The 21,104-nt window shown below is 74.8% G+C and carries 17 protein-coding genes; 12 read left to right on the top strand and 5 right to left on the bottom strand.

The features are described from left to right. Window positions 1-2 precede the first annotated feature (2 nt). A complete protein-coding gene (locus ACFVXN_RS02220) occupies window positions 3-617 on the bottom strand; it encodes a GtrA family protein (RefSeq protein WP_389226568.1) in 615 nt (204 codons plus the stop codon). A gap of 103 nt (window positions 618-720) precedes the next feature. Here ACFVXN_RS02220 and ACFVXN_RS02225 point away from each other — a divergent pair, with 103 nt between their 5' ends. The 3 genes from ACFVXN_RS02225 to ACFVXN_RS02235 all read left to right on the top strand — a co-directional run bounded on the left by ACFVXN_RS02225 (window position 721) and on the right by ACFVXN_RS02235 (window position 3,841). After that, window positions 721-1,893: a 5-(carboxyamino)imidazole ribonucleotide synthase gene (locus tag ACFVXN_RS02225; protein ID WP_389226571.1), complete on the top strand. Its 1,173-nt coding sequence runs from the start codon at window positions 721-723 to the stop codon at window positions 1,891-1,893. Between the two features lie 52 nt (window positions 1,894-1,945). Further along, window positions 1,946-2,485, top strand: a complete 540-nt coding sequence (purE, locus tag ACFVXN_RS02230) for a 5-(carboxyamino)imidazole ribonucleotide mutase (protein ID WP_389226574.1) — start codon at window positions 1,946-1,948, stop codon at window positions 2,483-2,485. A 108-nt stretch (window positions 2,486-2,593) separates the two neighbouring features. Next, window positions 2,594-3,841 carry an acyltransferase family protein gene (locus ACFVXN_RS02235; RefSeq protein WP_389226577.1) on the top strand — a complete coding sequence of 416 codons (1,248 nt, stop codon included), beginning with the start codon at window positions 2,594-2,596 and terminating at the stop codon, window positions 3,839-3,841. A 52-nt stretch (window positions 3,842-3,893) separates the two neighbouring features. Here the strand turns inward: ACFVXN_RS02235 and ACFVXN_RS02240 are convergent, their stop codons facing one another. Then, window positions 3,894-4,844 (bottom strand): LCP family protein, encoded by a 951-nt coding sequence (locus ACFVXN_RS02240; protein WP_389226580.1) that lies wholly within the window; start codon window positions 4,842-4,844, stop codon window positions 3,894-3,896. Window positions 4,845-4,989: 145 nt separating this feature from the next. On the opposite strand from ACFVXN_RS02240, the gene ACFVXN_RS02245 reads away from it, so the two are divergent. Next, the gene (locus tag ACFVXN_RS02245; protein WP_389226583.1) at window positions 4,990-5,472 is read left to right on the top strand and encodes a hypothetical protein; all 483 of its coding nucleotides are present in this window, start codon (window positions 4,990-4,992) and stop codon (window positions 5,470-5,472) included. On the opposite strand, the gene ACFVXN_RS02250 is transcribed toward ACFVXN_RS02245, so the two are convergent. Then, on the bottom strand, window positions 5,456-6,748 hold the full coding sequence (locus tag ACFVXN_RS02250) for an LCP family protein (protein ID WP_389226586.1): 1,293 nt from the start codon (window positions 6,746-6,748) through the stop codon (window positions 5,456-5,458). The two genes, ACFVXN_RS02245 and ACFVXN_RS02250, sit on opposite strands and share 17 nt — an antisense overlap. A 97-nt stretch (window positions 6,749-6,845) precedes the next feature. Between ACFVXN_RS02250 and galE the strand changes: the two genes are divergently transcribed. Beyond that, on the top strand, window positions 6,846-7,859 hold the full coding sequence (gene galE / locus ACFVXN_RS02255) for a UDP-glucose 4-epimerase GalE (RefSeq protein WP_389226589.1): 1,014 nt from the start codon (window positions 6,846-6,848) through the stop codon (window positions 7,857-7,859). Between the two features lie 70 nt (window positions 7,860-7,929). Here the strand turns inward: galE and rfbB are convergent, their stop codons facing one another. Then, entirely contained in the window at window positions 7,930-8,925 is a 996-nt protein-coding gene (rfbB, locus tag ACFVXN_RS02260) for a dTDP-glucose 4,6-dehydratase (RefSeq protein WP_389226592.1), read from the bottom strand. Between the two features lie 190 nt (window positions 8,926-9,115). On the opposite strand from rfbB, the gene ACFVXN_RS02265 reads away from it, so the two are divergent. From ACFVXN_RS02265 to ACFVXN_RS02295, 7 genes are all read left to right on the top strand, one after another. Then, a complete protein-coding gene (locus tag ACFVXN_RS02265) occupies window positions 9,116-9,958 on the top strand; it encodes an ABC transporter permease (protein WP_389226595.1) in 843 nt (280 codons plus the stop codon). A gap of 2 nt (window positions 9,959-9,960) precedes the next feature. Next, entirely contained in the window at window positions 9,961-11,256 is a 1,296-nt protein-coding gene (locus ACFVXN_RS02270; protein ID WP_389226598.1) for an ABC transporter ATP-binding protein, read from the top strand. A 50-nt stretch (window positions 11,257-11,306) separates the two neighbouring features. Continuing rightward, window positions 11,307-11,447: a hypothetical protein gene (locus ACFVXN_RS02275; RefSeq protein WP_389226601.1), complete on the top strand. Its 141-nt coding sequence runs from the start codon at window positions 11,307-11,309 to the stop codon at window positions 11,445-11,447. Between the two features lie 2 nt (window positions 11,448-11,449). Further along, the gene (locus ACFVXN_RS02280; protein ID WP_389226604.1) at window positions 11,450-12,286 is read left to right on the top strand and encodes a rhamnan synthesis F family protein; all 837 of its coding nucleotides are present in this window, start codon (window positions 11,450-11,452) and stop codon (window positions 12,284-12,286) included. Window positions 12,287-12,329: 43 nt separating this feature from the next. Continuing rightward, complete coding sequence (locus ACFVXN_RS02285; RefSeq protein WP_389226607.1) at window positions 12,330-14,378, top strand: glycoside hydrolase family 99-like domain-containing protein; 2,049 nt, start codon at window positions 12,330-12,332, stop codon at window positions 14,376-14,378. A 46-nt stretch (window positions 14,379-14,424) separates the two neighbouring features. Continuing rightward, a complete protein-coding gene (locus ACFVXN_RS02290; protein ID WP_389226610.1) occupies window positions 14,425-16,305 on the top strand; it encodes a methyltransferase in 1,881 nt (626 codons plus the stop codon). A gap of 120 nt (window positions 16,306-16,425) precedes the next feature. Beyond that, on the top strand, window positions 16,426-19,287 hold the full coding sequence (locus tag ACFVXN_RS02295) for a SpoIID/LytB domain-containing protein (RefSeq protein WP_389226613.1): 2,862 nt from the start codon (window positions 16,426-16,428) through the stop codon (window positions 19,285-19,287). A 232-nt stretch (window positions 19,288-19,519) separates the two neighbouring features. Here ACFVXN_RS02295 and ACFVXN_RS02300 read toward each other — a convergent pair whose 3' ends face one another. Then, window positions 19,520-21,076: a DUF2142 domain-containing protein gene (locus ACFVXN_RS02300; protein ID WP_389226616.1), complete on the bottom strand. Its 1,557-nt coding sequence runs from the start codon at window positions 21,074-21,076 to the stop codon at window positions 19,520-19,522. Between the last annotated feature and the right edge of the window lie 28 nt (window positions 21,077-21,104).

Genomic DNA, 21,104 nt, shown 5'->3' on the forward strand with positions numbered 1-21,104 from the left:
GGTCAGGCGTCGTCGGCCGGGTGCGGCCGGGGGTGCGGCAGCTCCTGGGACCGGGCCTCGTGGGACCGTGCCTCGTGCGTGCGGGCCTCGTGCCCGACCTCCGCGAGGGCGACGGGCAGCGCCGACGTGCCGGTGAACACGAACATCTTGTAACCCGCGTACCGCGCGATCGTGCCGAGCCCGATGCCCACTACGTTGGCGACGTTGTCCGCGAACGGGCCCTGCTGGCCCAGCACGTAGTGCGAGAACGCCAGCGTGCCGATCGTGATGCCGGAGCCGAGGACGTTGATCAGGGCGAACAGCACGAGCTCCCGCCCGTGCCGGTGGGTCCGCTGGTCCGCGAAGGTCCAGTGCCGGCTGCCGAGCCAGGACACGAGCGTCGCCAGGACGACCGCGATCACCCGCGCGGTGAGCGGCTTGTCGTGCAGCACGGCGACCGGTCCGAACCGCAGCAGGTTGTACGTGCCGAGGTCCACGACGAACGCCACGCTGCCCACCGAGCCGAACCGGGCGAGCTCGAGCAGCCGGGCGCGCAGGGCGTCGCTCAGCAGTCCGGGACGGGCCTCGGGGGCGGGTCCCGGTGCGGCCGTGAGGCCGGGCGCACCGGAGGAAGTCACCGCCCCACGGTATCTCCCCGCGCTGGGTGGGTGCTGTGCGGGAGGTCCCGGACCGGACCGGCGCAGCGGGGTCGGTGGCGCGGGCCGGGTAGGCTCACCGGTCGTGGCAGCACCCGTGGTGGCAGTGGTCGGTGGTGGGCAGCTCGCCCGCATGATGGCGCCCGCGGCGACCGCGCTCGGCGTGCACCTGCGGGTCCTGGTGGAGGACGCGGTGTCGTCGGCCGCCCAGGTCGTCGTGGACGCCCCGGTGGGCGTGGCGTCGGACCCGGTCGCCGTGGAGCGGCTGGTGGTGGGCGCGGACGCGCTGACCTTCGAGCACGAGCACGTGCCGAACGGCCTGCTCACCGAGCTCGAGGACCGCGGCGTCGCGGTGCGGCCCGGCCCGGACGCGCTCGTGCACGCGCAGGACAAGATCGTGATGCGCACGCGGCTGACCGCGCTCGGCGTGCCGTGCCCGCGCTGGGCGCCGCTGGCGACCGCCGACGACCTGACGGCGTTCCTCGCGGCCGGTGACGGCACGGCCGTGGTGAAGACGGCGCGCGGCGGCTACGACGGCAAGGGCGTGCGGGTCGTGCGCTCGGCCGACGAGGTCGCGGACTGGTTCGACGCCGCCACCGCCGGCACCGGGGCGCCGCTGCTCGCCGAGGAGCGCGTCCCGTTCACCCGCGAGCTCGCGGTGCTGGTCGCGCGGACACCGTCGGGCGAGGTCCGGACCTGGCCGGTCGTGGAGTCCGTGCAGCGCGACGGCGTCTGCTCCGAGGTGGTCGCGCCCGCACCCGACCTCGACCCGCGCACCGCCGCGACGGCCGAGGGGATCGCCCGCGAGGTCGCCGGGGGGCTGGGCGTGACCGGCGTCCTGGCGGTCGAGCTGTTCGAGGTCGCGGACCCCGACGGCGGGGCGCCGCGCGTGCTGGTGAACGAGCTCGCGATGCGCCCGCACAACTCGGGCCACTGGACGATCGACGGCTCCGTGACGAGCCAGTTCGAGCAGCACCTGCGCGCCGTGCTCGACCTGCCGCTCGGCGGGACGGCGGCGCGCGCGCCCTGGACGGTGATGGCCAACGTGCTCGGCAGCACCCGCGCGGCGCTGACCGACGGGCTCGCCGAGGTCGCCGCGCTCGACCCGGACGCCAAGGTCCACCTGTACGGCAAGGGCGTGCGGCCCGGGCGCAAGCTCGGGCACGTCACCGTGTCCGGCACCGACCTCGACGACGTGCGCCGCCGGGCGGTCGCCGCCGCGGCCGTGCTGCGCGGCGAGGCGCCCGACCCCGTGTGACCCCGCCCGACCCGCTCGACCACGCTCGACCACCAGGCACCCGGAGGTACGCATGTCCCCGCTCGTCGGCATCGTCATGGGCTCGGACTCGGACTGGCCCGTCATGGAGGCCGCCGCGCAGGCGCTGGCCGAGTTCGACGTGCCGGTCGAGGTGGACGTCGTCTCCGCGCACCGGCAGCCCGACAAGATGGTCGAGTACGGCCGCACCGCCGCCGACCGCGGGCTGCGCGTGATCGTCGCCGGTGCCGGGGGAGCGGCCCACCTGCCGGGGATGCTCGCCGCCGTCACCCCGCTGCCGGTGATCGGCGTCCCGGTGCCGCTCGCGCGCCTGGACGGGCTCGACTCGCTGCTCTCGATCGTGCAGATGCCCGCGGGTGTCCCGGTCGCCACCGTGTCGATCGGCGGCGCGCGGAACGCCGGCCTGCTGGCCGCACGGATCCTCGGCTCGGGCACGGACGAGACCGCCCGGCGGGTCGCCGCGCAGATGCTGACGTTCCAGGACGGGCTCCGCGAGCAGGCCGACGCCAAGGGCGAGCGGCTGCGCGCCCAGCACGGCGGCGGGCGCCGGCAGGGCGTCGGCTTCGGGTCCTGAGGAACTCGCGCCGGGTACGCGCCGGGCTCGTGAAGGTCTCGTCGAGGACCGTGCGGTGGCCCGGATCTCGACGGGCGGCCCCGGCGGGTCCGACCTACCGTCGAGCGGGTGACGACCACCGCGCCGCCCCGGCAGCTCCCCGACGCGACCACCACGCAGCCCTCCGCCCGGACCCCCGCACCGGCGCGCGCGCCGCGCCTGGCCGCCCTCGACGGCCTGCGGTTCCTCGCCGCCGTCGGGGTCGTGGCGTACCACTTCACCACGCGGGAGACGACCGCCTGGGGCCGTGACCTCGCGGAGGTCGCACCCGCGGTGTCCTCCTGGGCCGTCTACGCGTCGCTCGGGCCGGAGCTGTTCTTCGTGATCAGCGGGTTCGTCATCCTGATGACCGCGTGGGGGCGGTCCGTCCCGGACATCGTCGGCTCGCGGGTGGGCCGGCTCTACCCGGCGTACTGGGTGGGTGTGCTGGCGACGGGCGCGCTGCTGCTGCTGGTCTGGCCGGGCAAGGAGATCACCGGCGGCCAGGTGCTGGTCAACCTCACGCTGCTGCAGAGCCTCGTGGACGTCGGGCACGTGGACGGCGTGTACTGGACGCTCTGGGTCGAGCTGCGGTTCTACCTGCTGATCACCCTGTTCGCGGCGTTCGGCATCACCCGTGCGCGGGTGCTGTGGTTCGCGGCGCTGTGGCCCGCTGCGGCGATGCTGGCGCGCACCCTCGGCTGGTCCGACGCGGTGACGTGGCTGGTCGCCCCGTACGCGCCGCTGTTCGCCGCCGGGATGGCGCTCTACGTGATCCACCGGACCGGGCACGCCCTGGTCCCGTGGCTGCTCGTCGGCGCGAACGCCGCCGTCGCGACCGCCGCCCTGGTGCCCGCGCGGATGGGCTCGCTCGGCGCCAACTCGGTCGTGCCGCCGCAGCCGGTCCTGCTCGGGGTGTGCCTGGTGGCGTGCGTGGGCCTCGTCGCCCTGGTGTCGCTGACGCCGCTCGCGCGGTGGCGGTGGTCCGGGCTGACCGCGGTCGGCGCGCTGACCTACCCGCTCTACCTCACGCACGAGTACTGGGGGCTGTGGGTCGTCCACCTGCTGCACGACCGGGTGCCGGTGTGGGCGGCGCTGGGTGCGGCCGTGGCGTTCTCGGTGGCGCTGGCCTGGTTGGTCCACCGCTGTGTGGAGCGGCCGTTCGGCCCGCTGCTGCGCCGTGCCACCACCCGCGGGTGCGAGCGCGTGCGGGACGGGGTCGTCGCCGTGTGGCACGAGGCGGTCGCGGTGCAGGAGCGTCGCCTGCGGGCCGACCGGGCGCCGGTGTACGACCGCGGCTCGTCGGGCGCGCGCGCCCGCTCCGCCGCCGTCCGCTGACCGCGACCGGCCGGGTGCTCGGCGGCGCACCCGCCGCCCGCCGGGACGCCCGTCAGGGGGTCGGGACGCCGCCGTACACGCCGGGGGCGAGGGTGCCGTCCGCGATCGAGGAGAAGAACGTCGGCGTCTGGTCCGGGTCGAGCCGGACGGTGGAGCCCGCGCCGCCGGGGCGGTAGTCGAGGTCGGAGATCGGCGGGGTGCCGGTGATGCCGTCGGGGCCGGTCGCGGACCGGAACGCCAGCGCGAGGCGCCCGAGGTCCACGATGCCGGTCTCGTCGCTGGCGGTGAGCGCCCCGGTGCCGGAGTCGATCAGCGCGACCTGCTTGCCCGGCTGCAGGAGCACGGCGGGGTCGGCGGCCTTCGCGGCGACCGCGCTGATGAGCTGCCGCTGCCGCAGACCGCGGCCGATGTCGCCCGACGGGTCCGCGTACCGCATGCGCGAGAACGCGAGGGCCTGCACCCCGTCGACGGTCTTGCAGCCGGGGGTGTCCCAGATCAGACCGGACTTCGGCTCGTTCACCGGGAACGCGATGCCGGTGCTGCCGTCGAGGCACAGCTCGACCCCGCCGAGCGCGTCCACGATCTCCTCGACGCCGCCGAAGCCGACCTCGACGTAGTGGTCGACCGTCAGCCCGGTGAGCTCCTCGACCGTCTGCACGAGCAGCGGCGCACCGCCCCACGCGAACGCGGCGTTGATCTTGTTCGGGTCGTAGCCCGGGATGTCGACGTAGGCGTCGCGGGGGATCGAGATGAGCGCCGCGGGGCCCGACTCCGGGACGTGCAGCACGAGGATCGTGTCCGTGCGGGCGCCGACCGTCTCGGTGTCCTCGATGACGCCGTCGGCGCGCGAGTCCGACCCGGCGAGCAGGTAGGTCGTGCCGGGCGTGTTCGCGGCACCGGACAGCGCGGCGGTGTGCTGGATCTTGCCGTCCGCCCAGACCAGCAGCCCGACCGGCCAGGCGATGACGAGCAGCAGCACCAGCACGAGCACCGCGGCGACCACGCGGCCCCGGCGTCGGCGGCGCGGCGCGGTGGCCGTCGGACCGGGTGTGCCGGGTGTGCCGGGCGTGCCGGGGGAGGACGGACGGGCGGGCGACCCCGCGCCCGTGGCCCGGCGCCCCGGTCCCGTCGGCGCGGACTGCCGGGGCGTGCGCGGACCGGCCGGGTCGGCGGCGGTGCGCGCGGCGGGGGACCCGGTCCGGCCCGCCGCGGGCGAGCCCGCGGTCCGACCGGCGACCCGGACCGGGCGCGGGGCGTCCTCGGGCCGGGCGCCCTGCGGCGCGAAGCTGCCCGGCGTCCCGGAACCGGCCTCGGGTGCGGTGGGCCGCCCCTGCTCGCGGGGGGTCGACGGCCGGGCGGCGGGCGGCGTCGCCGCGGGGCGTGCCGCGGGCGGCGTCGTCGCGGGGCGCGCCGCCGACGACCGGGCGGGTGCGCTGGGTCGGGTCGGCCGTGCGGGCGGGGTCGAGCGCCGGTCCGGTGCCGGACCGGTCGGCGGTGTGCCCACCGGCGTGGCGCCGTCGGGGGACGGCCGGCGGCTCCCGGTCGCGGGGGAGAAGCTGGGCGGCGTCCCCCGGGACGGGTCCCGCGGGTTCTGGTCCTCGGCGCGCGCCACGGTCAGCAGACCGCGGTGACGTCGCCGGCGGAGAACGCCTCCTTGCCGGCCTCACGGGTCTGGGTGGGGGCGGGGGCGGCGGGCGCCTCGGTGGCGGTCTGGCCGGGGGCGGGCGCCGACGCGCCGGGGTCCGGGGTGCCGGGGTCGGTGGTGCCCCCGCCGGCGGCGGCGTCCGGGTCCTGGCTGGTGCCGGTGAGCATCGGCTGGTCGGACGCCACGTTCGCCCAGATGGTGTCGGCCTCGGAGGTCCACACCACCCGGTTCGGGTCGCTCGGCGCGGTCGCGAACGGGATCGTCATGAAGGAGATGTTCCCAGCCGGGGTGCTGCGCAGGCTGTAGGCGAGGCCGGCCATGTCGGTGATCGAGCTGAACCCGCTGTCGATGGACAGCGACTCCGTCGCGGAGTCCAGGAACCGGATCAGCTGGGTGATGTCGGTGAGCATGTTCTTGCCGAGCACCTCGCGCACCACGCCCGCGAGCAGCTCCTGCTGACGACCGAGCCGGTTGGTGTCGGAGCCGTCGCCGACACCGACGCCCGTGCGCGCGCGGGCGAACGCCAGGGCCTGGGTGCCGTCGAGCGTCTGCTGGCCGGCGGACAGGGACAGGCCGGCCTTGGGGGCGACCATGTCGTTGGGCACGCACATCGGGACGCCGCCGACCGCGTCGACCATCTTGGTGAACCCGGCGAAGTCCACGACCACGAAGTGGTGGATCGGCACGCCGGTGTTCTCCATGACCGTGTTGACCGTGCAGGCGGCGGCCGAGGCGATGTCGCCGCCGCGGTCGGCACCGAGCGCGAACGCGGAGTTGAACATCGCGCTGCGCTGCGGGCTGGTCGTCGAGCCGTCGGACATGGTGCAGGTCGGGATCCGCACGAGGGAGTCGCGGGGGATCGAGATGAGCTCGACCCGGGTCCGGTCCGCGGAGATGTGGGCCACGATCGTCGTGTCCGACCGCATGCCGTCGACGTGGCCGCCGATGGCCTCGTTCTCGCCGTCGCGCTCGTCCGATCCCATGAGCAGGATGTTGACGGGCTGGCCCGCGTTCGGGTCGTCCGGGTCGGCCGGGCCGGTGGCCGTGACCTCGGGCTCGGGCAGCGCCTGGATGAGGTCGCTCGCGTCGATGGTGTTGATGTTCCCGTTCAGGCGCACGTACAGCGCGGAGGCGCCCGACGCGCCGAAGCAGAGCACCGCGACGGCGGTGAGCGCGACGCCCCGCAGCACGGCGTGCGAGCGACGCGGCCGACCGTGCCGGACGGTGCGGGGGCGTGCGGGAGCAGCGTGGCGGGAGGTCACGAGGACCGAGCATAGGAGCAGCGACCGGGCAGGTGAGGGACCCCGGGGGGTGAGCGCGTGGAGGAATCGTGCAGGCGCCGCTGGTTAGGGTGGCGGGATGACCGTCCTCGTCACCGGTGGTGCCGGCTACATCGGCACGCACGTCGTCCGCCTCCTGCGGGCGGCCGGCCGGGACGTCGTGGTGGTCGACGACCTGTCGTCGGGACGCGCGGAGCGGGTCGCCGGGACCGAGCTGGTGCGCCTCGACGTGGCCGGGCCGGGAGCGGTCCGGGCGCTCGGCGACGTGGTGCGCCGCCGCGGCGTGTCCGCGGTGGTGCACCTCGCGGCGCGCAAGCGCGTGGACGAGTCCGTCGCGCAGCCGCTGCGGTACTACCGCGAGAACATCGAGGGGTTCGCGGCCGTGCTGGCGGCCTGCACGGAGCACGGGGTGCGGTCGGTGGTGTTCTCGTCGTCCGCGGCGGTGTACGGGGACGTCGCGGGTGGCCTGGTCGGCGAGGACGCGCCCACGAGGCCGGTCAACCCGTACGGCCGGTCGAAGCTGGTCGGCGAGTGGCTGCTGCGGGACGTCGCGGCCACCGGTTCGCTGCGGGGCACCGCGCTGCGGTACTTCAACGTGGCCGGGGCGGGCTGGCCCGACCTCGGGGACCCGGCGGTGACGAACCTCGTGACGCTCGTGCTCGACGCGGTGCGGCACGGCCGGGCGCCGCGGGTGCTGGGCACGGACTTCCCGACGCCCGACGGGTCCGGGGTGCGGGACTACGTGCACGTGCTGGACCTGGCGCGCGCGCACGTGGCGGCGCTGGACGGCCTGGCGGGCGCCGGCACGGACGCGGGCGCCGCGCTCGTGCCGCCGTTCCGGGCGCTGAACGTCGGCACGGGCGTGGGGACGTCGGTGCTGGCGGTCATCCGGGGGCTGTCCGCGGCGATGGGCGTGCCCGTGGTGCCGGAGCTCGTGGACCGGCGGCCGGGCGACCCCGCGGAGGTGGTGGCGGACCCGCGCGCGATCGAGGCCGCCCTGGGCTGGCGCGCGGTCGAGCCGCTGGACGCCACGCTGGCCAGCGCGTGGGCGGCGTGGCAGCACGCGCACGGCGGCGAGGGCACCGGGGCCTGACCGGTCGCACGCGACGGGGCCCGCCGCACGTGCCGGTGCGACGGGCCCCGTCGGTCGTGCGGGCCGCGGGTCAGCGGCCGAGCTGGGCGTACTTCGCCTCGGTCGCGTCCTTCTGCGGCCGCCACCACGCCTCGTTGGCCTGGTACCACTCGATCGTCGCGGCGAGGCCGTCGCGGAACGTCGTGTAGCGCGGCTCCCAGCCGAGCTCGGTGCGGAGCTTGGTCGCGTCGATCGCGTAGCGCAGGTCGTGACCCGGGCGGTCGCTCACGAGGTCGTACGCGTCGGACGGCTGGCCGGTGAGCTCGAGGATCAGCTCGACGACGGTCTTGTTGTTCTCCTCGCCGTCGGCGCCGATCAGGTAGGTCTCGCCGAGGCGGCCCTTCGTGATGATGTCCCAGACCGCGCTGTTGTGGTCCTCGACGTGGATCCAGTCGCGGACGTTCTCGCCCGTGCCGTAGAGCTTGGGGCGGATGCCGTCGACGACGTTGGTGATCTGGCGCGGGATGAACTTCTCGACGTGCTGGTACGGCCCGTAGTTGTTCGAGCAGTTCGACAGCGTGGCGCGCACCCCGAACGACCGCGCCCACGCCCGGACCAGGAGGTCCGAGGAGGCCTTGGTCGAGGAGTACGGGCTGGACGGGTTGTACGGGGTGTCCGGCGTGAACTTCGCCGGGTCGTCCAGCTCGAGGTCGCCGTAGACCTCGTCGGTGGAGATGTGGTGGTAGCGCACGTCGTGCCGGCGCACGGCCTCGAGCAGCGTGTAGGTGCCGATGACGTTGGTGTGCACGAACGGCCACGGGTCGTGCAGCGAGTTGTCGTTGTGCGACTCGGCGGCGAAGTGCACGACGACGTCGGCGTTCTTCACGAGGTCGTCGACCAGGTCGTGGTCGGTGATGCTGCCCTTGGCGAAGGTGATCTGCTCCCAGACGGGGGCGAGGCTCTTCTCGTCGCCCGCGTAGGTGAGGGCGTCGAGCACGGTCACCTGGACCTCGGGGTGCTCGCGCACCACCTGGTGGACGAAGTTGGAGCCGATGAACCCGGCTCCGCCGGTGACGAGCATGCGCACGAGAGGACCTCCGTCGGATGGTGAGAGTGACCGAGTCTAGGGGACGGGCTCTCGCTGCTAAGGTCTTGTGTCCGGCCGTCCTGGCCCGGGGGCCGTCCGAGGTCGCCCCGCCGGGGGTCCAGGTCCGCAGGCCCCGCCCGGCACCCGCCGGCGCGTGGGGGCCTCCCTTCGTCAGAGCAGGAGCGTCGGTGTGACGCAGGTCGACTCGGTCCCGGTGCGGGAGGTGCGCCACTCGGCGCCCCTGTGGCGCCAGTGGAACCTGATCTGGAACTTCGCCCAGCGGGACCTCAAGTCCAAGTTCAAGGGCTCCGCCCTGGGCTGGGCGTGGTCGCTGGTCGTGCCCCTGGCGACGCTCGGGGTCTACACGATCGTGTTCTCCGTCGTCTTCTCGGGCAAGGCGCCCGCGTTCGGCAACGGCGAGGACGGCATCTTCGTCATCTGGCTGTTCGCCGGGCTGACCGCGTGGTCGTTCTTCTCCTCCACCGTCAACGGCGGCATCAGCGGGCTGATCGGCACCGGCGCGCTGCTGAAGAAGATCTACTTCCCGGCGTACGCGCCGGTGCTCGGCTCGACCGTCGCCCAGGGCGTGCAGAGCCTCATCGAGCTCGGGCTGTACCTGCTGGTGCTGCTGGTGATCGGCAACGTCGGCGTCAGCTGGCTGCTCGCCCCGGTGGTCGTCGGCCTGCTCGTCGTGTTCAGCGCGTCGGTGGCGACGGCGCTCGCGATCCTCAACGTGCACGTGCGGGACCTCGCGCACCTGGTGTCCGTCGCGCTCCAGCTGCTGTTCTACGCCACGCCGATCATCTACACGCTGGACATCGTCCCGGTGTCCGCGGGCGGCATCCCGATGCGGGCGATCGTCGAGTGGCTGCCCACCGGCCTGTTCGTCGAGATCCTGCGCGACGTCACCTACGGGCTGACGGTCGGTCCGTGGCAGGCGTGGGCCGGCCTGGTCGGCTGGACCGCCCTGGCCCTCGGGCTGGCCGTGCTCGTGAACCGCCGACGGGGCGGCGACCTGGGGGAGGAGCTGTGAGCGTGCGTCCGAACGGTCCCGCGATCCGGGTCGAGGGGCTGTCGAAGTCCTTCAAGCTGCACAAGGAGCGCCGCAACTCGCTCAAGGAGCGCGTGGTGCGCGGGCGCGAGCGCACCGACGGCATGTTCCACGCCCTCAAGGACGTCACGTTCGAGGTGCCCCGCGGCACGACGATCGGGCTCATCGGGCACAACGGCTCGGGCAAGTCGACGCTGCTCAAGGTGCTCGCGGGGGTCTACCGCCCGACCAGCGGCTCCGTGCTGGTCGACGGCCGCGTCTCGGCGCTGCTGGAGCTCGGCGCCGGGTTCCACGGCGAGCTCACCGGCCGCGAGAACATCCACCTGAACGGCTCGATCCTCGGTCTGAGCAAGAAGCAGATCGAGGCGTCGATCGACGACATCATCGAGTTCGCCGGCCTCGGGGAGTTCATCGACTCGCCCGTGAAGATCTACTCCTCCGGCATGTACGTGCGCCTCGGTTTCGCCATCGCGGTGACGCTCGAGCCCGAGATCCTCATCGTCGACGAGATCATCGCGGTCGGCGACGAGGAGTTCCAGCGCAAGTGCTTCGACCACCTGTTCAAGCTGCGCAACCAGGGCACGACGATCGTGCTGGTCACGCACTCGATGGGCCTGGCGGCGGAGCTGTGCGACTCGGCGGTCTGGCTCGACCACGGTGACGTACGGGCGATCGGCAAGGCGCCCGAGGTCATCGACGCGTACCTCGCGGAGGTCAACGAGCGCGAGGCCGAGGCCCGGCAGGACGACGAGACGTCCGCGGAGACCGCCCCCGGCGTGACGCGCACCGGCTCCGGCGAGATCCAGGTGACCGGCGTCGAGCTGCTGGGCTCCGACGGGGAGCCCGCGCCGATCCTGCTGACCGGTGAGCCGCTGACGGTGCGCGTCGAGTTCACCGCCCGGCAGCGGGTCGAGGACGTCGCGTTCTTCCTCGGGTTCGTGCACGAGAACGGCGTCGGGATCACCGGCACCAACACGCGCATGCACCACCGTGGGGCCGTGTCGCTCGACCCCGGCTCCGGCTACGTGGACTACACGTTCGACGCGCTGCCGCTGCTGCCCGCCAACTGGCGGCTGTCGGTCGCGATCCGCAGCAAGGGCCACACGTACGACCACCTCGACAAGGCCTACCCGCTCGCGGTGCGGGCGTCCGGCGACACCGAGAACGGCGCCGTGCGCATCTCGGGCCGGTGGAGCGACCCGGTCGTCGGCGGGGCGGTCGCCCCGACCACGCCGACCCCCACCACCGTCGGCCCGACCGGCGGGTCGGCGACGCCGTGACGGCGCCGACGACGGGCGCGGGCGCCGACGGCCCGGCCGAGGACCCGCGGGTGACGGAGCTCGAGCGGGAGGTCGCCGCGCTGCGCGACCAGCGCGACCGCGCCTGGATGGAGCTGCAGGCCATGCGCCGCAGCACCTCCTGGCGCGTGACGTGGCCGCTGCGGCGCCTGCGCACGCTGGGGCGGCGCTGAGCGTGCGCGCCGGGACCAGCCGGCCGCGCCGCGCGCTCGACCTGGTCGCCGGCCGGACGCACGTCGAGCGTGCCGGGAGCGACCTGGGCGGCTCCGACCGGGTCGCGGTGCTCGTGCACCACGGCGCCCGCCCGGAGGTGACGCGGTCGTTCCGCGAGCTGGTCGGGGCGTTCGTCGCGCAGGACTACCGCGTGCTCGTCGTGTCGAGCTCGGAGTTCCGCGAGCCCCTGGTCTGGGGCGACGGCGGTCCCGACGACGCGGTGACGGTGCTGCGCAAGCCCAACATCGGGTACGACTTCGGCTCGTGGGCGGTGGGCCTCGCGACCTACCCGCAGCTGCGGGCCGCCGGCACGGTGGTGCTCGCGAACGACTCGCTGGTGGGGCCGTTCGCCGGTCTCGACGGCGTGCTCGGCCGGCTGCACGCGTCGCCCGCGGACGTGTGGGGGCTCACCGAGACGCTCCAGTTCGCCCGGCACCTGCAGAGCTACTTCGTCGGGTACCGGGGCGGGGTGCTCGCCGACGCGCCCCTGGACTGGTTCTGGCGGAGCGTGCGGCACCACGCCGACAAGCAGGCGATCATCCACCGCAACGAGATCGGGCTGGGGCGGCTGCTCGAGACCGAGGGCTACGCCGTGGACGCGATGTTCGGCGCCGGGCAGGTCGTGCCCGCCGCGGACAACCCGACGATCGCGGGCTGGCGGACGCTGCTCGAGCGCGGGCTGCCGTTCGTGAAGCGGGAGATCGTCCGGTCTCCCGAGCTCGCGCCACGCGGGCAGGAGATCCCGGCGGAGCTGCGTGCCCGGTACGCGGTGGACGTCGAGCAGTGGCTGGACCGATGAGGGTCGAGGTGGCACGAGGCCGCCTCGCAGGAAGGTGTCGTGCATGAGAAGGATCACGCGAGCGGGCCTCGTGGGCCGGGTCAAGCGGCTGCGGATCGCCGTCGGCATCAGGATCGCCGGGACCCGACCTCGGCGGCCCGACACCGGTGCGCCCACGAGCATGGCGTCCTGGCAGCGGCGGCAGCGCGGCCGCCGCACCGGCACCTTCCCGGACGCGTGGCGCGTGCACCCGGCCCTGCCGTTCGAGGGCCCGAGCCGCGTGGCCGTCCTCATGCACGTGCACTTCCCGGAGCTGGTGCCGGAGCTGCTGGGGCAGCTGCGGCACGTGCCGGTGGACGTCGACCTCGTCGTCACGAACTCGTCGGGCACCGTGCTCGACCTCGACACCGCGGCGCTGCCGCAGGTCAAGCACGTCGCCGTGCTCGACGTCGAGAACCACGGGCGCGACGTCCTGCCCACGGTGGGCGTGATCAACGCGGGTCTGCTCGACCCGTACGACCTCGTGCTCAAGATCCACACGAAGCGCAGCGCCTGGCGCGACACCCGTGACGACCTCGCCGGGACCGGCGAGGAGTGGAAGGACGCGTTCCTCACCGCGCTGCTCGACTCCCGGGAGAACGTCGAGGCGATCCTCGACGCGTTCGCCGCGGACCCGGACCTCGGCCTCGTCACGGCCGACGGCAGCCTGCACGGGCCGGAGCACTGGGGTGGGGACGAGGAGATCGTGCGCGACCTCCTGGACCGGATCGGCCTGCCCGTGGACCACGACGGCCTGTGGTTCCCCGGTGGCTCGATGTACTGGATCCGGGGCTTCGTGCTCCAGGGCCTGCGCTCCCTCGCGCTGACGTCGGACGACTTCGCCGCCGAGGCCGGGCAGATCGACGGCACGACGGCGCACGCCGTCGAGCGCCTGGTCGGCATCCTGTCGAAGGAGGCCGGCCTGCGCATCTCCGACCGCAGCTCGCTGCCCGCCGCGCCCACGTCCGTCGCCGGCACGGGCGTCGAGCGGTACGCGACCGGCTCCGAGCCGCCGCGACGCATCCGCCTGGTGCCGTTCTACCTGCCGCAGTTCCACCCGTTCCCCGAGAACGACCGGTGGTGGGGGACCGGGTTCACGGAGTGGGCGAACGTCACCGCCGCGCACCCGGTCTACCCGGGCCACGAGCAGCCGCTGCTGCCGGCCGACTTCGGGTTCTACGACCTGCGGCTCGACGTCGTGCGCGACGCCCAGCAGGACCTCGCGACGACGTACGGCGTCGAGGGCTTCATGTACTACTACTACTGGTTCGCGGGCAAGCGGCTGATGTCGATGCCGGTCGAGAAGCTCGTCGCGGGCTCGACGCCGAAGACGTTCTGCCTGATGTGGGCGAACGAGAACTGGACCCGGCGCTGGGACGGCCGGCAGTCCGACATGCTCATCGGCCAGAACTACGACGAGGTGCCGGCGACGCAGTTCATCGAGGACATCCTCGAGTTCCTGCGCGACCCCCGGTACCTGACGGTCGACGGCCGCAAGGTCGTCTCGGTCTACCGCATCTCCCAGATCCCGGACTACCCGTCGGTGCTCGAGCACTGGCGTGCGCGGGCCCGCGAGGAGGGCCTCGGCGAGCTGCTGCTGGTGAACGTGGACGTCGCGCGCGAGTTCGACGGGCTCGACCGCGCCGCCGCGACCGCCGGCCTGGACGGCACGCACTGGTTCCCGCCGCACAACGCCAAGTGGGACTGGATCGACTACGGCGACCTCGGGGCGGACGCGGAGTTCCGCGGCAACCTGCTGAGCTACGGCTCGCTGGTGCGCGACGCCGAGAAGCGCCTGGAGCGGCTCGAGCCCGACATCTACCCGGCGGTGATGGTCAACTTCGACAACACCGCCCGGCGGCAGTGGGGCGCCGACATCTGGCACGGCTCGAACCCGTACACGTTCCGCCGCTGGCTGTCCGCGACGGCGCGGGCGGTGCAGAACCGTCCGGTCGAGCAGCGTCTCGTGATGTGCAACGCCTGGAACGAGTGGGCCGAGGGCGCCGTCCTCGAGCCGACGACCCGGCACGGGCACGGGTATCTTGCCGCTGTGCGGGACGTCGTGCGGGGGTGACGGCGTCCCGTCAGCCGCCTGTCCGCACCACCGAGAGCGAGATGCCATGACCAGCACCACCCCCCTGCGGGCCCTGCCGGCCGAGGTCGTCGACGGCGTCCGGGTCCTGCGGGCCGCGACGACGCCGTGGCTCGACGGCTCCGAGGCGGAGCTCTACGACCGGATGGGGTCCGGCCTGCCGCTGGACTCGCTGTCCGACGAGCTGTACGCCACGGCGACGAGCTGGCCCGAGCGCTACCACCTGTCCCCGTCCCGGGCCAACGTGGTCCGGGCGCTCGACCTCCCGGCCGACGCCACCGTGCTCGAGATCGGGGCCGGTTGCGGCGCGATCACGCGGTACCTGGGCGAGACCTGCGCGACCGTCGACGCGCTCGAGCCCACGTTCGAGCGCGCGCGTGTCGCGGCGCGGCGCACGGCGGAGCTGCCGGGCGTCACCGTGCACAACGCCGAGGTCGCGGACCTGCCGGCGGAGCCCGCGTACGACCTGGTGGTCGTCGTCGGCGTGCTCGAGTACGTCGGTGGCGGCGGACGGGACGAGCGCCCGTACGTCGAGTTCCTCGAGGCGCTCCGCCGCACGCTGCGGCCCGGCGGCCGGCTGGTCCTGGCGATCGAGAACGAGCTCGGCGTGAAGTACCTCGCCGGCGCGCCCGAGGACCACTCCAACCAGGTCTTCCACTCGGTGCAGGGCTACCCGGTCGACGGCCCGGCCCGCACGTTCTCCCGCCGTCGGCTGGCGGAGCTGGCGCGGACCGCCGGGTTCACCGGGACCGAGGTGCTGGGCGCGTTCCCGGACTACAAGCTGACCCGCGCGGTGCTGGCGGAGCGGCTGTACGACCGGGCGCCGGAGCTCGCGGAGGACCTGCCCGACTTCCCGAGCCCGGACTGGACCACGCCGCGCCCCGAGCTGCTCGACGAGGCCGCGCTGTGGGGCGAGCTCGTCGCCGCCGGCACCGGACCGGACTTCGCGAACTCGTTCCTGCTGGTCGCGGGGACCGGGGGCGACCCCGCGCCGCTGTGGCCCGAGGACCGGCTGGCCCGGTACTTCTCCCTGCACCGCCGGCGTGCGCTCCAGGTGCGCAAGACCGTGCACGAGGACGGCGACGACGTCGTGATCACCAGCGAGCGGCTGGGTTCCGGGGCGCAGGACGGCGTGGAGGTGCTCGCCTACTCCGAGCGCTGGCGCACCGGTGAGCCGCTGGCCCGGCTCGCGCTGCGCGACCCGGCGTCCCTCGACGCGCTGGTCGGCTCGTGGGCGGGGCTGCTGCGCGAGCGCGCGGCGGCCAGCGCGCCGGCGCAGCCGTTCGACGTCGTCCCCGGGAACGTGCTCCGGAGGGACGACGCCGCGTGGGTCATCGACGACGAGTGGCGGTCGTCCGGCAGCAGCCTGGACGAGGTCGTGCTGCGCGGGGCGCTGCTCCTGGCGCGCGACCTGCTCGCCGAGGCGCCCGCGTCGACGTGGGGCTGCGAGGACGGCCGGGCGCTGGTGCGCCGGGTGGCCGCGGCGGCCGGACGCGCGGACGTGACGGACGCGGACGTCGAGTCCGCCGTCGAGCGCGAGGCGGTGCTCCAGGCCACCATCGGTGGTGGCTCCCCGGGCACCCCGGTGCACGAGCGGACCCGCGTGCTGCTGGCCGACGAGCTGCGCACGCGGCTCGACGCGCCGGTGGCCGGAGCCGTCCCGGAGCGCGTCTGGGAGGCGGAGGCGCGGCTGCAGCACGAGGCCATCGAGGCCCGCGACCTGCTGCTGTGGACCGGCACCCAGCTCGACGAGGCGCGCGCGGAGCAGGACGCCCTGCGGGCGGAGCTCGAGCGGACGACCGCGGCGCTGACGCGCGCGCACGACGACATCCGGCAGATGCGGGCCAACCCCGGGGTGCGGGTGGCGACGGCGGTCGGCAACCGGCTGCGCCGCGGCCGCACCGACTGACCCTACCGGGACGAACCACCACGACTCGGACGTCCGTGCGTGCCCCGACCGGGGGACGCACGGACGTCCGCTACCGTGCACCGGGGGTCGGCCGCCGGAGCCGTCCGGCACGGAGGAACCATGGTCCCGCGCGTCGTCACCGCGCTGCGTCTGCTGCTGCGCACCGTCGGCGGGCTCGCCGCCGCAGGTCTGCTCGTCCTGCTCGGCGGCGCCGCCGCGCAGGCCCAGGACGAGGTGCTGGTCCCGCCCTCGTCCGGCTCGTGGTCGGTCGCCGGCCACGGGTGGGGCCACGGCATCGGCATGTCCCAGTGGGGTGCGCAGGGCGCCGCGCTGAAGGGGCTGAGCGCCGAGCAGATCCTCGACTTCTACTACCCGGGCACCGTCCGCACCGACATCGGGCAGGACTACCCGCTGCGGGTCCGGCTGCTGTCCGCCTCGGGCGGCGCCACGGTCACCGCGGGACCGGTGCCCGGTGCGGCCGTCACCGTCGTCGACGGGGCCTCGGGCGTCCGCGTCACGCTGCCCGTGGGTGCGCGGGCGGTCATCACCCGGTCCGCGGGCTCGTTCACCGTCGACTCGCTCCAGGGCTCGACCCGCACCCCGGTCACCTTCAACGGCGCGCGCACCGTCGCGGGCGCCGTGTGGCTGGACGGCGGCGCGCCCGGTCAGGTCTGGGTGTACCAGCCGTCGGGCGCGGGCTCGCGGTACGTGGGCTCGATCCAGGTCAACGCCACCGGGGCCGGCACCGCCGAGACGATCAACCACGTGCCGATGGAGCAGTACCTGCGGGGCGTCGTCCCGCGCGAGTCCCCGTCCTCCTGGGCGCCGGCCGCGCTCCAGGCGCAGTCCGTCGCGGCGCGCTCGTACGCCCTGAGCGTCCGCGCACCGAGCGGGAGCGCCGACCTGTGCGACACCACCCAGTGCCAGGTGTACTCGGGCTCCGCGTCGGTCACCGCCGCGGGGGTGGTCACCGAGCTGCACGCCGCCGGGACCGACGCCGCCATCGCCGCGACCGCACGCATCGCGCGGTACTACGGCGGCGGGCCGGCCTTCACGCAGTTCTCCTCGACCAACGGCGGGTTCAGCAAGGCGGGCTCGCGCCCCTACCTGGTCGCGCGGCCCGACCCGTACACCGGGACCGCGCCGGGCGACAGCCGCTCCTCCTGGACCGGCACCCTCACCGTGGCGGCCGTCCAGCAGTCCTGCCCGGCGGGCGGCACACTCCAGCGCCTCACCCTGTCGCGCGACGGCAACGGCGACCTCGGCGGCCGGATCACCCAGGCGCGCCTGGAGTGCTCGACCGGGGTGGCCACCGTCGCGACCCCCGCGTTCGGGCTCTACTCGAGCTGGTGGAAGGCGACGTCCGTCGGCCAGCCGTTCGGCAACCTCGAGGCCGTCGAGGGCACCACCGGCGGGGTCCGGGTCAAGGGCTGGGTCATCGACCCGGACACCACCGGCGCGCTGACCGTGAGCGTGCAGTACGGCTCGGCCTCGTTCACCACCGTCGCCCGGCTGTCCCGCCCGGACGTCGGCGCCGCGTACCCCGCGGCCGGGTCGCTGCACGGGTTCGACGTGACCCTGCCGGCCGGCGCCGGCGCCACCACGGTCTGCGTCACCGCCCGGAACGTCGGGCAGGGCAGCGACCTGCCGTTCCCGTGCACGGTGATCACGGTGCCGCCGGGCGGACCCTACGGCTCGCTCGACGCCGCGACCGGCGTCCCCGCGGTCGGCGGCGCCACCGGCCGGGCGACGGTCCGCGGCTGGGCGGTCGACCCCGACGTCCCCACGCAGCCGATCGACGTGGAGGTCGTCGTCGACGGCCGCACGGTCACCCGGGCCACCGCGTCCGAGCAGCGCCCCGACGTCGGGGCCGCGCTGCCGGGCTTCGGCGCCGCGCACGGCTACACCGTGACCGTCCCCGTCGGGGCCGGGCGGCACGAGGTCTGCGTCCGGGCGGTCAACGTCCCCTCGGGCGGGTCGCCCACGCTCGGCTGCTCGTGGGTCACGCCGCCGGGCGGGTCGCCGGTGGGCAACCTCGAGGCGGTGACCGGTGAGCGCGGCGCGGTCCGCGTGACCGGATGGGCCGTCGATCCCGACTCGGCGGACCCGGTCTACGTGTACGTCACCGTGGGCGGCTCGGGCGGCTACCTGCTCGCGAACGGGGCGCGGGCCGACATCGGACGTGCCTATCCCGGGTACGGCGACGCCCACGGGTTCTCGGGTGCGGTCCCGGCGTCGCAGTCCGGCCCGCAGACCGTCTGCGTGACGCTGTCGAACGTCGGCACGGGGGCGCACACCTCGCTCGGGTGCCGCGTCGTGCAGATCGCGAGCAGCGACCCGTTCGGCAACCTCGAGTCCGCGACGGGCAGCCCTGGCCGCGTGGGCGTGGCCGGCTGGGCCATCGACCCCGACACCACGGCCCCGATCTACGTGTGGGCGACGGTGCGCCGGGTCGACGACGGTGCCACGGTCATCAGCCAGCCGCTGCGCGCCGACAGCGCGCGCAGCGACGTGGGCCGCGCCTACCCGGGCTACGGCGACGGGCACGGCGTGTCGGCGTCGCTGCAGGTCCCGGCCGGGACCTATGACGTCTGCCTCGACGGCGTCAACGTCGGTGCAGGGAGCAGCAGGTCCGTCGGCTGCCGCCGGGTCACGGTTCCCGGCGGGTCCCCGGTCGGGAACCTGGAGGCCTCGAGCGGCACCGCCGGCGGCGTCCGCATCACCGGGTGGGCACTCGACCCCGACACCGTCACCCCGCCCTACGTGTACGTCACGGTCGACGGGTCCGGCAGCTACGTCCGGCCGACGGTCACGCGGGCCGACATCTCGCGTGCGTACCCGGGCTACACCGGGACGTACGGGTTCTCGGCAGTCGTACCCGCGCCCGCCGGAGCGCGGTCGGTCTGCGTGACCGTCGACAACGTGGGCGCCGGGGACCACAGGTCGCTGGGCTGCGTCGCCGTGGCGGTCCCGCGGTCCTGACCGCGGGGGCCCCCCCCGGGGGGGGGGGGGGTCCCCACCGCAGCCCCCCCCGCCCCCCGCCGCGGGGGGGCGCGCCCCCCCGCGCGGGGGGGGGGGGGGGGCCCCGGTGGGGGGGGGGGGGGCGGGGGGGGGCGGCCCGGGCGGCCCCCCCCCCCCCCCCGCCACGGGCGGCGGCGGTGCATCCCGTCCGACGCCCGTCCCGCGCGAGCAGGAGGTGCGGCCGCCCTGAGGCTCAGGCGGTGGTGCCCGCGAGCTCGGCCCGGTCCTCGGCACGCGACGCCGCGCGCACGTGGCGCACGGCGAGGGTCGCGGCCGCGGTGACCAGCAGCGCGTACAGCGCGACCGCCGGGAGGAAGCCGAGCGGTGGCGCCCACTCGGGAGACAGCGTCGCCCACGTCCCGTCCATGCCCTCGGCGTAGCGACGCGCGGCCCAGTAGAAGGCGGCGACGTGCCCGACCGCCACCAGGACGAGCGTGATCACCACGAGCCGGTCGACCAGGCGAGCGGCCTCGCCACGCAGCGAGGTCATGAGCAGCGAGGCCAGCAGGGGCAGACCCACCGCGATCGGGAGCGTGTACCTGCCCTGCCAGATGATCCCCGCGGCCTCGGCCGTCGGGACGGACAGCGCGACGGGGACGAGCAGGACGGCCAGCAGCAGGAGCACCATCGCCACGCGCGGTCGGCGGGCGCCGCGCTCGGCGAACGCCAGCAGCACCAGAGCGGACGCCACCGCGTACCAGACCAGCACGGTCGGGTACGGCGAGCCCGTGTCCAGCCACCCGAAGTTCCCGATCATCTGCTCGACGAACTGGCCCGTGGCGAGCAGCATGACGGCGATCACGAGCTTCGGGTCCGCGTACTCCGGGAAGAGCCCCTCGGTGGTCACGATCTCGCTGTGCGTGAGGATCCAGCCGACGGAGGCCAGCCCCGCGAGCACGGCCGCGACGGCGGACCACCGGGCGGCGCGCAGCCGTGCGAGGGCGGCCACGGCTCCGGGGCGGGCCGCGACGACGGCCACGACGAGGGCGATCAGCGCCCACAGGGGGCCGGACGTGCGCAGGTTGATCAGCACGGCCCCGGAGACGACCGCCTGGACGAACCAGGACGTGGGCGGCGGCACGGACACGTCCGCGTCGGACCGACGCCGCGCCAGGGCCAGGCAAGCGGCCCAGAAGCTGAACGCGGTCGCGATCTCCAGCGCGTTCGGGTTCACCGCGCCGCTGATGAACAGCGCCATCGGCGTGAGGGCGACGGCGACGCCCCAGATCGCGCGACGGGGCTCGAGCTGCACGACGCGCCGGATGCCCCAGGTGAGGAAGAACGCGCAGAGCGCGGCGCTGACGAGCCGCATCGCGTAGACCGCGACCTCGCCGGACAGCGGGATCGTCGTCCACCCCACCAGCACGTAGTACAGCGGTGGGTACTGGCCCGCGTACGTGCCCGCCTCGGTCAGGCCCGGGACGCGGCCCTCGAGCGGGTCGACGCAGTCGGCCGACCCCTTCTTCTGGAAGCGGAAGCAGTCCGGGTAGTCCTCGAGGTCGGCGACGTCGGAGGGGACCTGGACCCATGTCGGCGCACCGGGCTCGGAGGTGTCCTGGGGCGCCTCGCCGAGCTCGCCACCCAGCTGACCCCGGACCACGGCGGCCGCCTTGATGACGTGGCTGGGCTCGTCCGGTGCCGCCATGAGCGGCATCGTGAGCGCCCACGTGCCCATGAGGGCGAACAGGAGGAGCCCGACGGGCCCCCACGTCCTCAGCGTGCCCGTTCGCAGGGCCTGGCGCAGATCCATGATGTCCTTCGGGGAGGTCGGGCGTCGG

Source organism: Cellulomonas sp. NPDC058312 (genome assembly GCF_042880135.1).
In the GTDB taxonomy this organism is placed as follows: Bacteria; Actinomycetota; Actinomycetes; order Actinomycetales; family Cellulomonadaceae; genus Cellulomonas.

Excerpts from the sequence above, each read along its gene's own strand:
- purE (WP_389226574.1), top strand. The coding sequence starts at position 1,946 with ATGTCCCCGCTCGTCGGCATCGTCATGGGCTCGGACTCGGACTGGCCC.
- galE (WP_389226589.1), top strand. The coding sequence starts at position 6,846 with ATGACCGTCCTCGTCACCGGTGGTGCCGGCTACATCGGCACGCACGTC.
- ACFVXN_RS02285 (WP_389226607.1), top strand. The coding sequence starts at position 12,330 with ATGAGAAGGATCACGCGAGCGGGCCTCGTGGGCCGGGTCAAGCGGCTG.
- ACFVXN_RS02290 (WP_389226610.1), top strand. The coding sequence starts at position 14,425 with ATGACCAGCACCACCCCCCTGCGGGCCCTGCCGGCCGAGGTCGTCGAC.
- ACFVXN_RS02295 (WP_389226613.1), top strand. The coding sequence starts at position 16,426 with ATGGTCCCGCGCGTCGTCACCGCGCTGCGTCTGCTGCTGCGCACCGTC.
- ACFVXN_RS02300 (WP_389226616.1), bottom strand. The coding sequence starts at position 21,076 with ATGGATCTGCGCCAGGCCCTGCGAACGGGCACGCTGAGGACGTGGGGG.